Here is a 13,988-nt window from a genome sequence, read left to right as displayed (position 1 = left end):
GCCCCGGTAAGGGGGCGGGGGAGGCTAGTCACTCAAACACAACTGTTGGAGAAGCAGCAGGACCTGAACATCTGAAGTCCGTGCGGATGTTTGCCCCGAAGCTATTCTCGGCATCCACGTAGCCATTCCAAGCGAAGCCACTTACAGTTGTCAGTACCTGGTCAGGCCAGGGGCTACTGATCTTGGCAGTCTTGGGGGCTTTCAAGCTCGCTTGTATTTGATTCTCACAATTGACTACAAACTCAACCTGAGCATCTTTCTGCGCCTGGCGTGGGTCATCCGGCGTCACGGCATTAAAGACCTTCACCAGCCCCCAAAAGGCGAAAAAAAGAACGATAGGGGCGACCAGCAGACCACATCCCCACCTCCAGCATCCTACACGCCGTTTCTGCGTACGAAGCTGGATACGATAGGCTTCCTCAGCTTGAATGCGTGCCTGGTCGTCGGGAGTGAGGGTCACGGCCCCAGCTTAAACCGCCCCCTGTGAAAGCGGGGCGGCAAATGAGGAGCGGTTCAGTTCAGGGCGTCTATGGTGATGGTCTTGGCATCCTGCTCGCTGTGGTCGTCCAGCCACTCGTCCAGCATCTCGCGGGCGTGGCGCCCAGACCGCCCTTTCCCCCCGCCCTTTAACCTTTGCCCAGCAAGCAAACCGCCGTATACCGGGGCTGTGCCCGGTGGTATACTCCGGACCCTAGGAGGTGTCCGTATGTCCAAGCCTACAAACTTTAAGCCCAATGGCAAGGTCGCCCTGGCGGCCCCTCAGACGAAGAAGGAAGCCAAGCAGCAGATCAGCAACCTGCTCCGCAAGAACGCGGAAGCCATGAAGGCCCTTGCTTAAAATAGGTCGGTACAACTACAGGTACAGAGGGAGGAGCTATCCGACCTCTGTATTCGTTTTTGAGCTTCACGACGAGATTCTTGAGGAGTTCGGTGGACAGCCGGGGTTTAAAGACAAGGGGCAGGTCCTCAGCGCTCTGGAGGCTCCAACCCGGAGTGCTGGGGGCCAGGACGCCTACTTGACCTTCTTCTGGAAGGTCGCCGCGCTCGGCTACCTCATTATCCAGAATCACGGCTTCTCGGATGCCAACAAGCGCACAGCCCTCCTGGCTATGGAAACCACACTCCAGTGGAACGGCCAGTACCCGAAGTGGTCCCAGGAGACCAAGACCCTCACCATGAAGCTGGTCGGGGCCGGGCACCTGAGCCTGGAGGGACTGCGCTTCGCACTGCTGGCCGCGTGTGGGTACAACGTAGATCAGTACGATGATCTGAAAGAGTTGTAGGACAGACGGCAACAAGAACCCCCGCTCAGGCGGGGGCCTTGTTTATCTTCCATACCGTGACAACTGGGCGAGGAGTCGAGGCAACTCTGCGCGCCGTTGCGCCTCCCGTTGGGCTGCTAGTACCTCTTCCTGTACTGCCATCAGGCGTTCGGAGGTGATTCCCCAGGCTTCTGCCCATGCTTGCGCCTGCTCAAGGGCGGCCTGGCCCTGACGGCGGGCTTGTTCGAGCTGCTTTTGCAGCTTCTCAAAGTCGAAATCCATGCTTACCCTCCTTGTTGTTGCTGTGCCCACCAATACTGGAGGGCCTCATCGGCTCTGGCCCACGCCAGCACACACTCGTCAAAGGCCAGCCGGTCCTCTTCTGTGGCTCCAACCAAGCGCATAACTTCACTGGGCCGCTTGCTGTACTTACTGGCGAGGGCGTCGAGGATTCCTGCTTGCTGCCACAGAAAGGCTTTTGGTTTGCTCCCGCTCGGCATCACCTACCTTGGCAAAGGTCACGATACTCAAGAGCAGCACTTCAAAATCATCAGCCATCCCGAGATCGGGGTCCTCAAGAGACCCACCGAATTCTTCGACGAGATCTTCAAGCGGAGGGCGCAGGAGTGCCCCGCGCACCAGCGCCCGCTGCGCCTCCCGCTCGACCTCAAGCTGGACTTCGGGCGGCAGGTCTCCACGGGGCATCTTGGGCTTCCCATCGTCGAGCTTCTCGGCCACGCTGGCACTCCAGGCCACAGCAGCCTCGCGCATGGCCGGGATGCTCAGGACCACACGCCTGCTGTCTGCCAGGTAGGCCTCCATACTTAGCCGTCCAATAATCACTTCCTGGCCGAGCAGCGGCAGGTAAAGGGCCTTGGTCATGCCCTTTAGCTTTTCGCGCCTGTGCGGCTCGTACCTGCTGATCAGGGCTGTCGTGTCTGCTGCCTGCGTTTCGTCGCTCATGCCCCCAGTCTCAGAGGTGTCGTGACACCCAACAGCAAAAAGCCCCGCGTGGGGCGGGGCCATACCTGAACCAGACAGGTCAGGGGGTCGGCACCGGCACCTTGACCAGCACCGGCGGCGCGCCCACGTTCGTGCTTTCCGCCTCGTAGCTCGCCACGATCTTGCCCAGCCCGGTCGGGAACTGTTGACCGCGAAGATTCGCATTGGGGAAGGTAAATTCCACCTGCTTTCCCGCGCCCAGGTCGAAGCCGAACTTCACGTCGAAGATCGCGCGCTCGCCCGTGGCAAGGTCCGGCTGGGACATGGCGTGCAGGCCTTTCAACGTGCCGCCGTACTTCGCGGCACCGGACTCGTTGATCGAGAAGGCCAGCTTGGCCGTCAGCGGACCATTCAGCGTGTACCCCAGAACGAACATGCGCCCCTGGGGGTCCGTGCCCTGCGCCCCGTCTTCCGGTTCCATACCCTGAGCGAGGGTGATGGTGGCCGTCTCAGGCGCGAGTTTCACGCCGTTCACGATGATCCAGAAGTTCAGGAACTTCAGGTAGTCGCTGGCCGCAGCGGCGGGCCAGGTCGTGACTGCGGGCATCTCGTCCACGCGGGTGGTGTTCAGCGTGACGCTGACCGTGCTGGTGTCCCGCTGCGTCACGTTGATGACCAGTTCGGACATCATCGCGCCGGGGAACAGGGCGTCCTGCAAGGGGTGCTTCTGGAACACCGCCAGCGGCTGCACGGGCATCAGCGCCGCGTAGGCGTCGGGCCGGGGCGTGATGAGGCCCGTCCCGTCGGGCGCGCCGAGAATCGGCTGAAGCAGGAACGGCAGGTCGCGCAGCATCCCCGTGGCCTGAATCTGCTTGCTGTTGGCCTGGACCCCCTGGAGCACCCGCATCTGCCCGTAGCGGTTCCCGATGGCGACAGGGTCATCAGTTTCGGTAAAGGTCGGGGTCGGGTCGGCAAGCTGGCGCGCACGAAGCGTGACCGTGGGCGCGTCGGGGAGGGTGGCGAGGTTCGTCATCAGGGCCAGGCCCAGCTTGGCAGTCGAGGCGTCCATCATTTCTCCTTGGCGGCGGGTGTGGGCTTCTTGGTTTCGGTTTCCGCCTTGCTGCCCACTTTGGCCTCTTCGGTGACACCCGGTTCCCGGTACACCTTGAAGCGCGGGTCGGCCTTGAGGGCCTCTTCCTGCGCGGGGTAGGCGGGCGTCACGACCTGCCCGTGCAGAATCACGCCCAGGCCATCAAACAGGCCGTCAAGGATCGGCTCACCGTTCAGCTCGGTCTTGAGAACGTACTTCATGCTTCCTCCTCTGCGGGGATGCTGAACCTGAGTTCAACGCCAGTGAGAGAGACGTAAAAGGTGTCGATGAGCTGGGGGGCTTCGCCCAGAAACGCCAGCTCCACCACGTCATGCCGGGCGGTGAAGTCGCGCATCACGCGGCGAACCGCCTGCACCAGCGTGCGGCGGCGCTGACGGGTGCCCACAGCCAGCACCTCAGTGGAGGGCCGTTTCATGACGCAGCCGACCATGACCGCCGTGGTGATGTTGATGAAATCGCCGCCGTCCGCATCCTGGGCCTCGGCACCGTCAAAGCCCTCCTGGGTCACGAAAATCTGCTTGGTGGTGCTGTTTGCCGCCAGTTCCCCTTCCGCAGGCTCCCGTGCTTCCACGGTGTAGCCACTTGGTTCAAAGCGGCGCTTCAGTTCGGCCACCAGCTCCGTAATGAACAGTTCCAGGTAGTCCGGGAAGCTCATCCGGGCCTCGTGGCGCGTTCCAGGGCGCGGTGCAGGTAGCGGGGGAACTGCTTGCGGGTGTCGTCGAGCGCGTCCCGCGCCCAGCGCCGTTCAGGGAGCACGACCTGCCGGACTTGATGCCAGCTCCCATCTGGCGTGCGGAAGCGCAGGTAGCCGCCGTTCTTCCCCCGGATGGTCATGCCGGTGTCATGAACCCACCCGTAGAACACCATGCCGAGGCTCAGTTCCCCCCCGTTCGGCTTCGCCTTCAGGTAGGTGCGGATAGAGCGCAGCAGCCGCCCGGAACGAACGCGCAGCCCCCGCGCGCCGCCCTTGGTGGCGTTGTGCCGGGCCGCGTCACGCAGGTAATCGCGGCTCTCGGCGAGGGCCTCCTGGGTGATCTGTTCGGGGAGCTGGCCCAGCCGCTTGACCCAACTGGGCACTTTCAACGTTGCGGACGGCTTGGTCATGGCTGGTAGCCCTCCTCAGCACCACCGGACGCGGGCGAGACGTACCCGTCTTCCACCCGCACATACAGCTTCCAGACGCCTGCACCCTTGTCGATCCCGTTCCGCAGCACCCGAAAGGGAGTCCACGTACCAGGTTCCACGTCCACCGTCACCACCACGTTGTCCGCGAGATCAGCGGGCGGGGTAGTGATCGCCACGGGAACGGGGATGGTGTGCGTCGGCTGATCCTGTGCGACGGTGCCCGCCTGCCCGGTGACGCCCAGGGCCAGGGGCCGCAACTTGGGCCGCTGGCAGCGGCACGACCCTCCCGGCGTGTGGAGGGTCAGGAAGGGGCGGGCGTCGACGGGCACGGATTCAGTCTGCGGGGGGCAGTGACACCCGGCCCAAAAGGAAACCGCCCCGGGGGGCGGTACTGAAAGTGCCCCGCGGGGCAGGATGGTCCCGGCCGGGACAGAATCACTTGATCACGAAGGCACCAGGGAGAGCGGCAAGGCGCGCCCGAAGATCATGGTCAATCTCGTGACTGGTGCCACGCAGGGCGAACGTCTCCTCAATTCGGGTGGTGGCCTGCTCGCTCTCGAAGCCAAAGTCCGGATACATGACCTGCTGGCCGCTGTCCTCGATGGAACGCACGTCCTTCTCAGTTACCGTCATGACTTCTCACCTGCCCTTCGGAGCGCCTGCTGGACGAGCTGAACCCAGCTTCCAGGCGTGTGCCCATTGTAACTGCTGATGACAGCAATATCATCACCGGGCACACCGAGTTCCTTGAGCTGCGCGGCAAACCACGCCCCTACGTCTGCCTGCTCTCGGGAAGCGAGAACCCAGGCCAGGGCATTTCCCGGACCCCTGGCCGCCTCCCCGAGAAGCTCAGCACCAGACGCCAGACCCGCATACTCCTGAATTCGCCGCAACTCGCCAGGCACACCGGTCAGAACGCGAGTCACGCGGTCGGCGAACAATTCCGCGCCCCCCTCCTCCAGGCCATACACCCGCTGGCGATCCACCCGCATCACATGCCACCACTCATGTGCCATGTACCTCAAACCGGCCAAGCGGTAACGATCATCAGGATGGTCTAGCAGGTCGCGGAGTTGGGGGCTGATCACCACCGCATGGGCGTCGTAGGCATACAAGGCTGCTGCCTTACGGGCCTCATTGGGATCAAGGCGCAGGACGTTGATGAATTGGCCCAGCTCGTCGGCAGACCGCGCGATGAAGAACTGGGGGCGGCCTCGCGTGGGCGGATGGTCTGTATGTAACCTGTCCAACACTCGCGCTAACCGCCGTTCGAGCGGGCCATCCACGTACGTTCGGATGTTGGGCCGGGGGAGGGACTCGGGAGGGGTGGTGGAGGGATGAGCAGCTTCCGTCATGGGGAGGAGGGTCGCGTCAGTATCGGGCACGGCAGCCCTAACAAGGGGCACAGCCCGGCACCGACAGCGAATGGCAAAGCCTGGATACTCCCCCCCGTCCGCCCACCGGTACCGCGCACCGTTCCTGAGCTGGTGTTCCCGCCGCACACGGTTATCGCCAACGGTCCGCCAGAGGTATTCCTTGATGCCCATGTCGCGCTGCCGCTGCCGATCCGCGTTGGCCGCTGCGGTGAGCATCTGGTCGGTCGCCACAAGCACCGCCCGGCTCCGGCTCACCCCCAGCCGTTTCTCCAGCAGGTCCGCCGCCTTTTCGGGCGGCAGGCCCTGCCGGATGGCCTGGCGAATGGTGCGGCTCACGTCGTTGCGGAAGCGGCGCTGTTCCTTCTCCCAGTAGGTGTTCATGTCCCGCCGCGCTGTGCCCACCGCGCGGGCCTGCACCTCGGCGGGATCGTTGAAGGTCAGGGCCGGATTCTGGAGGCGCAGCAGCTCGTCATGCGTCTGCACCCGGTCCCGCACGGCGCGGCGCACGATCTGCTCGGCCCGTTGCGGCGGCAGGCCCAGTTCCTTCACGGCGATGTCCAGCGCCTTCAGGGTGAGATCGGTTCGGGCGCGGGCACTGTTGGGGTTGGGGGCGTCCAAGGCGGCGCGAAGCTGGCGGGCGGCCTCGTCAAGCGAGATGACACGGTACTGGCGCACCACCGCGCGGCGCATGTCGTCCAGATCGCGCTTCTCGCGCAGGGCGGCCAGGTCGAGGACCCGCAGCAGCTCGGTGAGGCGCAGGTCTGCCACGTCACGCCGCCGGGTCGGTCAGGTCGTCCGGGTTGCCGGTCAGGTCGTTCAGCGGTTCGCCCTCGCCCCCCGCATCAGCCAGGTCGAGGGCACGCTGCGCCTCCACGTCCTGCTCGGTGATGACGGTCATGCCGGCCTGGCGCAGCAGGTCGAGTGCGATATACGTGGGCGCACCCGCGTTCAGCAACGCCACCGCCCGTGCGAAGTCACCCGACTCTGCCGCCGCCCGCTTCAGCTCGTCGGCGCTGATGGTCAGGCCACTGTCCTGAAGACGCAGCAGCAGTTCCCCGCGGCTGATGCCCTTGTCGCGGTACAGCGCGCCCAGGTTCGCCTGCTCGGCCGCGCGCTTCGCCACGAAGAGGGGGCGGCAGGTGAACTCGATGGGCTTCGGCGTGACGCCCATCCCGGCGAGCAGCGCGGCGGCATCGGTCAGCAGCGCCGCGCCCTTGTCGCCCAGGTCATCACAGGTCTGCTCGTGCATCTGGCCCGCGATGGCCCGCGCCTCGCCAGATTCACCGGCCCCGTGCTGGGCCTCCGGTGCCCCTGCCGACGCCCATACACTGCGCCCGGCTGCCTCGCGCGCGTCGGTCATTTGCTTGATCAGGGCCGTGTCCGCGCCGTGTTCCTCATACTTCGCCTCGCTGTCGAGTTCCAGCAGCTTGAAGGGGCCAAGGGCCGGGACCGGGCCGTTGTTCCCGTAGATGACCTTCTGCTTGTACGCGCCGCTGTGGTAGGTGACGTTCTCCTGCACGAGTCGGTGCAGGAAGCGCCGGAAGGCGGAGTAGCACACGTCACCGGGGCTGTAAGGCTGACCTTCGCCGTCCTCGTCGAAGGCGACGAAGGCCAGTGGCAGCCGCCCCGCCGCGTAGGGCAGCTCGATCTCCTCCCCCGGCGTGAGCGCGTACCGCGTCGGGTCGTCGAGGTCGCGGTGGATGGTCACGCGCCCGGCCTCGAAGGCCCAGACCGTGTAGCGGATGCCCGCCGGACCGCCATCCGACGTGGTGACGCTCAGCACACGCTCCAACTGGTCGGGGTCGCTGCTGCTGTAGACCGGGTGCAGATAACCGCGCAGGGCGGTCACGCGCACCTGCCCGTCCGGCCCTTTCCACGGCAGCACGGCGGCCTTGCCGGTCAGAGCCAGGGTGGTGACGACCTTCCCGAAGAGGCCCGCCAGCCCCTTCAGATACGCCTTGCGGTCGTCCGTCCAGGTGTCGTCGCCGGTCCACTGCGCGCCGCCCGCCCGCACGGGCACCACCAGGCGCTGCACGGCCTCACGGAAGGGGTTCTCACCCTGCAAGGCCATATCCAGCGTCTCCGGGGAGAAGTTGGCGGCCATGTCCCCCAGCAGGTCACTGCCGAAGCGGTCCGCGTACAGCTCGCGCATGGCCGTCTCGCGGGTCATGCGGGTGCGGACGTCCGCCAGCCGTGCCTGCATCCGCTGAAGCTGGAGGAGTTGCGCCGTATCCATCAACGCTCTTCCCCGACCGCCCGCCGGAGGGCTTCCTTCAGCTCCGCCAGTTCCTGCCCCGCCGCCTGAAGCTGGGCGAGGCGTTCCGAGAGAAAGCTGAAGGGGGTGTGCCAGGTGTTCAGGGCCACGCAGGCTTCACCCCGCTCATCGGCCAGGATGTACGCCGTGCGTTTCTTCCCGTCAGCGTAGGCGGTGAAGCTGCTCAACACGGTGAAGGTGCCGGGGAAGCCTTGCAGGCTCACCACCGTGCCGGGCGGCGTCGGCGTGTGCGGATAGACGGCGAGACGCTGCGTTTCCATGTCCCCAGCGTGCCGCCCGGGGTGACACCCGGCAGAAGAAAACCGCCCACGGGGGGCGGCAAAAAGAGCGGCTAGACGCGGGCCTACAGGTCTCCCCAGGTGACGCCACCGAAAGCAGGTCTCCCAGATCGCCCGGCTGCCGCGTCCGCCCCGCGCTGGGTGTCTGCCAGCTCGGCCAGCTTGCGGTCCACACGGGCCTTCAGCCCCTCGTCGACCTCGTACTCGGTATTGAACTTGATCAGCCGCGCCGCCGTCGCCCAGGGCCGCAGCCGCCCGCCCGCCGCGTCCACCCACAGGGCACGGGTGAGGGTGGCCTCATCGGTGGCCCCGGCGTAGTTCTCGCCCAGGGCGTCCCGCAGGTGTTGCAGGGCGTCGGCCTCGGACATGGCGGGCGGCTGGGTCATTCCGTGGCCTTCGCGGGTCGGGGACGACGGGGAGCCTTGGGCTTCTCGTCTGCCCCTTCAGGCTGGGCAGGCCGGGATTCCTGGGCGGATGTGGGCTGCACCTCGGGGATGCTGTCCGGGGTGGGCACACCCTCAGACGCCCCGCCCGGGATGCTGCCGCCGTCCGCCCCATCTGCCTTTCCCGCGGTGCCGTTCGGTGCACCGGTGTCTTTCGGCGCGGGCACCCTGTCCAGCACTTTCGCACGCCGGATGGGGTCAGTGGGCGGGAGCTGGACGGCCTGCGTCTTCTCGAACGCCTGCCGCTCCAGTTCCCGCGCGTACTCGGCTGCCTTGCCGCCCACGATCAGACCTGCGGCTGCACGCGCACGTCACGCAGGACGTAGGCGGCCTTGGTGTCCTTGAGGGCGACAGTGCCGACCATCTCGCACTCCACACGCTTGGTGACGCCGGGCTTGGTGTCGCCCAGGTTGCTGTAGTACGTCACGCCGCTGTCCCCAGTGAGGGTGACGCCATGGAAGCCGCTCAGACCCAGGCCGACGATGTAGATGTCGGTCAGGCCGCCCGAGGCCCCCGCGCCGGTCGTGGTGGGAATCACGCTGTCGGCGGCGCTGTCGCCAGTGGTGCCGACACGCGCCCCCAGGTCGATGATCGGGGCACCGGCGAAGTTCACGATGTCCTGCCCGAACCCGGAGGGCTTGCGGTCGGTGTAGCCCAGCTTGATGGCCGCCATCTCCAGGCGCAGGGCGCTGTCCTCGTTGGTGAAGATGACAGGCGCGAGGCCTCGCGCCTTGATGCGGTTGATGAACTTCTTCATGGCCGTGGTCGCCGTGGTGTAGTTGTCCACCGTGGCGCCCTCGGCGATGGTCAGGCCGGAGCCGTTGAACTCGCTGGTGGTGCCGTCGAGGATGGTGCTCAGCCCGTCGAAGGCCAGGTTATTCACCTTCTTGTCCCCGTTCACCGCCGTGTTGGCGAACAGGCCCACCGTGGCGCGGGCCAGCGCGTCCACGTTCTCGTTCACGAAGCTGCCCAGGCCCGGCGTGCTGGGGCTGATGCTGCCGTCCGCCTGGACGAACACGCGGTCGATCTCGAACGCGCCGCCCAGGGGGCGCAGGTACGTGACCACGGGCTCGGTGTCCTGGTAGTCGGCAGGGTAATCCTGGTACCAGTCGCGGAACTGCGCCCCGCGCGGCTGCTTGTCGCGCTCGTAGGCGTAGGCGAGGCTGCGGCCACCGCCGCCGCTCAGGCTGGGCACGACGGAGTTGTCGAAAGGCAGGAGTTGCATCAGCAGGCTGAGCTGCTGGTAGCGGCGCACGATGCTACGCTTGGCCTGGCCGCTGTTGCGGGTGATGACTTCAAGGGTGGGTCTCGGCATGGATTAGCTCCTGGCAGCGCCGCCGGTGTCGAACATGGCGGCGAAGAAGTCGGGTTCGTCCTGTTGCTGATCTGCCGCCCCGCCCTGGCCCTGGCCGTTCCCGCGCGCACCGGGCACGCCCGGCAGAGAGACGGGGTCCTGCTTCTTGTCCCCTTCGGGCCACAGCACCGCCTTGAAGGGCGCGTACTCGCGTTCGACGTAGCCCTTCAGCGGCTCCCACACGCCGTTCACCTTGACCATCGGCGTCTCGCGGGTGGTCTCGGCGTCGTTGACGATGACCTTCTCGCGCTCCACCTTGGTTTCCAGATCACGGATGCCGGAGAGCTTCTTCAGCGCACCAGCGTCGGCCCCCAGCACGCGGGCCAGGTCGCCCAGGCGGTCATCCACGCGGCGGGACTGGCCGAACTGGGCGTCCTCACGCAGCCGCTTGAGGTCGTCGGCGCTGGTGACGCCGGCCGCCTCGCGGAACTCGCGCAGGGTCTTCAGCTCGCCCCGCTCGGCGTCGGTGAGGTTGCTGCTGCCTTCCAGGGTCGAGATGCGGGCCTGAGCCGCTTCCAACTTCGCGGTGAGTTCACCGGTCTTGGTGCGGTGTCCTGCCGACTCGGTTCGCAGCCCGTCAATAACGCCCTTGACCTTCTTCAGGTCGGGGTCAGAGGCGAAGGCGGCGAGATCGACGGTGCCGTCGTCATTCACGGTGATGGTCACTTGCTTCTGCTCAGGCATGTTCTGTCCTTTCGCGCACCTGGCGCTGCCGCTACCAGAGCGGTGTAAGGACAGGATGGGCTGGGGGGTGACACCCGGCAGGCTGATATTCTCAGCGCATGGAATACGCTGAGAACTATCGTAAAAATCTCCTGATGGCAAAAGAGGGGATTTTAAAGTCATTTGAGAGAAGGCTTTCCTTAATAGACTTTATTTTAGCTAAAAAAGTGATTAACAAGATAGTGGAAGAGGAGTTAAAAGATTTTGATGATTTTGAGGAAGAAATTAAAAGTGGAAATCACTTATTTGTAAGTGATCTCATTACTGAAGACAAACTAGCCTTCTCAATTCGTGGCACCCTGCACATAGAGAGGGTTTTAGATAAGATAATTGTATTTACTAAGCTAAAGCCGAAAGATAAGCGACTAGTTAGCAAAATAGATGCGCTAGCTTCCAGTGACATATCCTTGGCCCGCTTAGGAGACGTTCTACACAAAATAAGAGACTTTAGAAATAACCCGGCACATGAATTAGACGCAGGGAGGGAGGTTACCAAAAAAGAGGCTCAAGAAATGTATTTGTCTTTAGACAAAGAGGCTCAAGAGAGGATTGTCAAAGAATTAGAACCTAGCCCTCTTAGTCTTAAGCCGGATCAGATTGTAAAACTGTGCATGGTCGTTGTACTTACTGAACTTGAAGTAGGTTTAATGACTATGAAGTGGACAGCTCAATTGGCTGATGTACTTCTACCACCTGGCGCGAATCGTCCCTTTTAAGGCTTACATTACGCCACCCACCCCGAACTCCGCGCGGGCATCTTGTCGTTCAGGCAGATACAGGCTATGGATACGCCGTCCACCTGATCATCGTGCGCCCCCAGCGGAAACGCCTCCAGCTCCGTGAACCACTCGCGGTTCCACTCCGCTTCCACCACGTCGACCTGCCCGGCCTGGGCCTGAGCGGCGGCGGGGCGGGCGCGGGTTTCCTTGTCACCGATGCTGCGTTCCAGCAGCCAGCGCACGTCATGGCCGCCCAGCAACCGGGCGTAGCTCATGCGCTCGTACTTCCCCGCCTGGCCGGGGTCCTGGGTCAGCACGGTGATCACGCCACCCTTGCGTGGGTCGGTGCCGTAGCGGATGGCGTCGGCGGCGCAGGTCTGCTTGATCTTGTGCTCGACGAAGTGCGGCCCCTTGCGGAAGCGCTGCACGTTTTCCACGATCAGGCGACCTGAGCGCGTCTTGCCGACCAGCGTGCCCACCGTCCAGTCGGGGTCTTTGTTCGTCTCGCTGGGTTCGGTGGCCGCGCGGTCCCAGACGCGCACGCGGGTGACCACCGGGTCCGTCTCCAGTTGCGCCAGATACTGCTCCGCCCCCAGCACCCGGAACATGGACCGCTTGAAGTACATGCCCTCCCCGAGCACCGCCGTCCAGTCGCCGTTCAGCAGGCGCAGGCGCTCCAGCTCGGGGAGGCTGTTGAGGTTGGCGAGGTACTCGTCGTCGTGGGTGAGGCTGGGGTTGTCGCTGAGGCGGGCGGGGATGAAGGTGCGGGAACGGGCGAGGGGCGTGCCTTCGGGCACTTCCTGTTCCACGCCGTCCGCGCCGCGCAGGTACCAGCGGACCTCACCGGGCGCAGCGGGGTTGGGGTGCTGGGGGTCGAGCCAGGCGGCCCAGCGTTTCAGCACCCACTCGTGACCGGGGCCGCCGGGGTTGGCGCTGGCCCGCATCAGCGGCACCACACCGGGGATGGTGCTGCGGAGGCGGGAGAAGAGGTAGAGGTATTCCTCTTCGGTGTACTGGGTCAGCTCGTCGAAGCCCGCGAGTTGGAACGCCTGCCCCTGATAGTCGAGATAGGCGGTGCGGTCGGAGAGGTGGCGCAGCACCACGTTCGCGGCGGTGGGGGCCGTGAACTTGTACTCGTCGGCGCGGTACTTCATGCCGATGGGTAGGTACATGGCGAGCGCCTTGGAGAGCAGGCCGTCACTGCCCTCGATCTGCTTGTAGGTCTTACGGAAGAGAATGGCCTGGTGGCCGGGGATGGCGGACCGCACCAGGGCCAGGCCCATCAGCGCGTGGCTCTTGCCGCCGCCGGCCGCGCCGCCGTACAAGACTTCGTGAGTCGTGCGGTCCTCGAAGAACTGCTGCTGGGGGCCGGGGTGCGGAGTGAAGGCTTCGGTCGCCCGTTCGGCGAAGTCACCTGCTCGGGCTGAGCGTGTCTCCTGCTGGGTCCGCTCGGTGACCTCACTGAGGTTGAGGCCGCGGGCCTTGGCACGGTCAGCCGCTGCCGCGAACACGGAAACCCGTGCGAACCTTCTCGGCATGGTCAGCCGCCCGCGTGTTTGGCGAGGGCAGCGAGCACCTTCTCGTATTCCTCGGGGGTGAGTTCAGCTTCCAGGGCGTCCAGGGCCGTGTCGAGTTCTTGCCGCACCAGGACATTCACCTTGGTGGACTGGCCGTACCGCTCGGGGTGGCGGGCGGCGAGAATCCACTTCGCCCCGTCCGGCCCGGCCTTGCTGACGGTGTGGAGGTGAACGACCTCGCCCTGGGCCTCGGCTTCTTCGAGGTCCGCCAGAAACTCGGCGTAGATGCTGCCGGGTTCCTCACGGCCGCGCTGTTTCCAACTGCGGAAGGTGCTGCCAGCAACCCCCGCTGCCACGGCCGCCACCTCGTAGGTGCAGCCCAGCCTCACCATCTCGCAGATCATGAAGCTGACCTCAGGGGTGAGTTCGGTCGGGCGGCCCGGGCGGCGCTGCTGTTCCCGGAACCGCTGCACGCGAACGGGCAGGGAAGCGCGGCGGGTCATTCATCGTCCCAGGGGAGGTCGGGAATGGGCGTGGCCTCGCGTTCCCGAAGTTCGGCGATCAGGCCCGCCTGGTTGCGGTTGAGCCTGCCGCCGGACTCACGCAAGGTGGTGCGGGCGCGGCCAGCCTTGAAGCGGTTGTAGCAGGTGCCGTGGCTGATGCCGCTGGCCCGGGAAAGCCAACGGGTGAAGTCGAGGCCCAGGTGCCCGGCGGCGATGAAGTCCAGGTAGAGACGGTAAGCCTCGTCTGCCTGGCGCAGGGCGCGGGCCGTCCCGACGCCGCCAATCTGCCCCCAGGCTTTGGCCCGGCGCTCCAAATCCGTGTTCAGAAGTTGAACATCTTGTACCTGCTTCGTCACCGCT

22 protein-coding genes are annotated in these 13,988 nt (G+C 65.0%); 3 read left to right on the top strand and 19 right to left on the bottom strand.

From position 1 onward, the window contains the following. Window positions 1-28: 28 nt before the first annotated feature. The gene (locus DEIPH_RS19660; protein ID WP_152544803.1) at window positions 29-460 is read right to left on the bottom strand and encodes a hypothetical protein; all 432 of its coding nucleotides are present in this window, start codon (window positions 458-460) and stop codon (window positions 29-31) included. Between the two features lie 246 nt (window positions 461-706). On the opposite strand from DEIPH_RS19660, the gene DEIPH_RS20765 reads away from it, so the two are divergent. Both DEIPH_RS20765 and DEIPH_RS04855 read left to right on the top strand, forming a co-directional pair. Next, on the top strand, window positions 707-838 hold the full coding sequence (locus DEIPH_RS20765) for a hypothetical protein (protein ID WP_267134642.1): 132 nt from the start codon (window positions 707-709) through the stop codon (window positions 836-838). Continuing rightward, a complete protein-coding gene (locus DEIPH_RS04855) occupies window positions 831-1,283 on the top strand; it encodes a type II toxin-antitoxin system death-on-curing family toxin (RefSeq protein ID WP_034354747.1) in 453 nt (150 codons plus the stop codon). The genes DEIPH_RS20765 and DEIPH_RS04855 overlap by 8 nt, the downstream gene beginning before the upstream one ends. A gap of 42 nt (window positions 1,284-1,325) precedes the next feature. Here DEIPH_RS04855 and DEIPH_RS04850 read toward each other — a convergent pair whose 3' ends face one another. The 15 genes from DEIPH_RS04850 to DEIPH_RS04780 form a co-directional block, all read right to left on the bottom strand. Beyond that, entirely contained in the window at window positions 1,326-1,544 is a 219-nt protein-coding gene (locus DEIPH_RS04850; RefSeq protein ID WP_034354744.1) for a hypothetical protein, read from the bottom strand. Window positions 1,545-1,691: 147 nt separating this feature from the next. Beyond that, window positions 1,692-2,225: a hypothetical protein gene (locus tag DEIPH_RS04845; RefSeq protein ID WP_034354742.1), complete on the bottom strand. Its 534-nt coding sequence runs from the start codon at window positions 2,223-2,225 to the stop codon at window positions 1,692-1,694. Between the two features lie 79 nt (window positions 2,226-2,304). Next, a complete protein-coding gene (locus tag DEIPH_RS04840) occupies window positions 2,305-3,273 on the bottom strand; it encodes a hypothetical protein (protein ID WP_034354739.1) in 969 nt (322 codons plus the stop codon). Then, entirely contained in the window at window positions 3,273-3,515 is a 243-nt protein-coding gene (locus DEIPH_RS04835) for a hypothetical protein (protein ID WP_034354737.1), read from the bottom strand. Before DEIPH_RS04835 ends, DEIPH_RS04840 begins: the two co-directional genes overlap by 1 nt. After that, complete coding sequence (locus DEIPH_RS04830; RefSeq protein ID WP_034354735.1) at window positions 3,512-3,970, bottom strand: hypothetical protein; 459 nt, start codon at window positions 3,968-3,970, stop codon at window positions 3,512-3,514. Before DEIPH_RS04830 ends, DEIPH_RS04835 begins: the two co-directional genes overlap by 4 nt. Next, window positions 3,967-4,419 (bottom strand): hypothetical protein, encoded by a 453-nt coding sequence (locus DEIPH_RS04825; protein WP_034354733.1) that lies wholly within the window; start codon window positions 4,417-4,419, stop codon window positions 3,967-3,969. Before DEIPH_RS04825 ends, DEIPH_RS04830 begins: the two co-directional genes overlap by 4 nt. Beyond that, window positions 4,416-4,769 carry a hypothetical protein gene (locus tag DEIPH_RS04820; protein WP_152544802.1) on the bottom strand — a complete coding sequence of 118 codons (354 nt, stop codon included), beginning with the start codon at window positions 4,767-4,769 and terminating at the stop codon, window positions 4,416-4,418. The genes DEIPH_RS04825 and DEIPH_RS04820 overlap by 4 nt, the downstream gene beginning before the upstream one ends. Before the next feature lie 106 nt (window positions 4,770-4,875). Then, entirely contained in the window at window positions 4,876-5,073 is a 198-nt protein-coding gene (locus tag DEIPH_RS04815) for a hypothetical protein (protein ID WP_034354727.1), read from the bottom strand. Further along, entirely contained in the window at window positions 5,070-6,584 is a 1,515-nt protein-coding gene (locus DEIPH_RS18650) for a phage head morphogenesis protein (protein ID WP_051517161.1), read from the bottom strand. Before DEIPH_RS18650 ends, DEIPH_RS04815 begins: the two co-directional genes overlap by 4 nt. A gap of 1 nt (window position 6,585) precedes the next feature. Next, on the bottom strand, window positions 6,586-8,052 hold the full coding sequence (locus DEIPH_RS04805) for a hypothetical protein (RefSeq protein ID WP_034354725.1): 1,467 nt from the start codon (window positions 8,050-8,052) through the stop codon (window positions 6,586-6,588). Continuing rightward, window positions 8,052-8,351: a hypothetical protein gene (locus DEIPH_RS04800; RefSeq protein WP_034354722.1), complete on the bottom strand. Its 300-nt coding sequence runs from the start codon at window positions 8,349-8,351 to the stop codon at window positions 8,052-8,054. The genes DEIPH_RS04805 and DEIPH_RS04800 overlap by 1 nt, the downstream gene beginning before the upstream one ends. Before the next feature lie 83 nt (window positions 8,352-8,434). Then, window positions 8,435-8,755, bottom strand: coding sequence for a hypothetical protein (locus tag DEIPH_RS04795; RefSeq protein ID WP_034354719.1), 321 nt, complete (start codon window positions 8,753-8,755; stop codon window positions 8,435-8,437). Further along, entirely contained in the window at window positions 8,752-9,096 is a 345-nt protein-coding gene (locus DEIPH_RS04790; RefSeq protein ID WP_034354716.1) for a hypothetical protein, read from the bottom strand. Before DEIPH_RS04790 ends, DEIPH_RS04795 begins: the two co-directional genes overlap by 4 nt. A 2-nt stretch (window positions 9,097-9,098) precedes the next feature. Beyond that, window positions 9,099-10,127 (bottom strand): major capsid protein, encoded by a 1,029-nt coding sequence (locus tag DEIPH_RS04785; RefSeq protein WP_034354713.1) that lies wholly within the window; start codon window positions 10,125-10,127, stop codon window positions 9,099-9,101. A gap of 3 nt (window positions 10,128-10,130) precedes the next feature. Continuing rightward, window positions 10,131-10,850 carry a hypothetical protein gene (locus tag DEIPH_RS04780; RefSeq protein WP_034354710.1) on the bottom strand — a complete coding sequence of 240 codons (720 nt, stop codon included), beginning with the start codon at window positions 10,848-10,850 and terminating at the stop codon, window positions 10,131-10,133. A 98-nt stretch (window positions 10,851-10,948) separates the two neighbouring features. Here DEIPH_RS04780 and DEIPH_RS19140 point away from each other — a divergent pair, with 98 nt between their 5' ends. Beyond that, window positions 10,949-11,605 (top strand): DUF4145 domain-containing protein, encoded by a 657-nt coding sequence (locus DEIPH_RS19140; RefSeq protein WP_081790784.1) that lies wholly within the window; start codon window positions 10,949-10,951, stop codon window positions 11,603-11,605. Between the two features lie 8 nt (window positions 11,606-11,613). Here DEIPH_RS19140 and terL read toward each other — a convergent pair whose 3' ends face one another. From terL to DEIPH_RS04765, 3 genes are read right to left on the bottom strand one after another with little or no spacing between them, the layout of a single operon-like run. Then, window positions 11,614-13,146: a phage terminase large subunit gene (terL, locus tag DEIPH_RS18645; protein ID WP_081790783.1), complete on the bottom strand. Its 1,533-nt coding sequence runs from the start codon at window positions 13,144-13,146 to the stop codon at window positions 11,614-11,616. 2 nt (window positions 13,147-13,148) lie between these two features. Then, window positions 13,149-13,628 carry a hypothetical protein gene (locus DEIPH_RS04770; protein ID WP_034354707.1) on the bottom strand — a complete coding sequence of 160 codons (480 nt, stop codon included), beginning with the start codon at window positions 13,626-13,628 and terminating at the stop codon, window positions 13,149-13,151. After that, window positions 13,625-13,984 (bottom strand): hypothetical protein, encoded by a 360-nt coding sequence (locus DEIPH_RS04765; protein ID WP_152544801.1) that lies wholly within the window; start codon window positions 13,982-13,984, stop codon window positions 13,625-13,627. The genes DEIPH_RS04770 and DEIPH_RS04765 overlap by 4 nt, the downstream gene beginning before the upstream one ends. Window positions 13,985-13,988 lie beyond the last annotated feature (4 nt).

Origin of the sequence: Deinococcus phoenicis, from assembly GCF_000599865.1 — a bacterium.
Lineage (GTDB): Bacteria > Deinococcota > Deinococci > Deinococcales > Deinococcaceae > Deinococcus > Deinococcus phoenicis.
The sequence above is the reverse complement of the archived record's forward strand: the minus strand, read 5'-3'. Positions and strand labels throughout refer to the sequence as shown.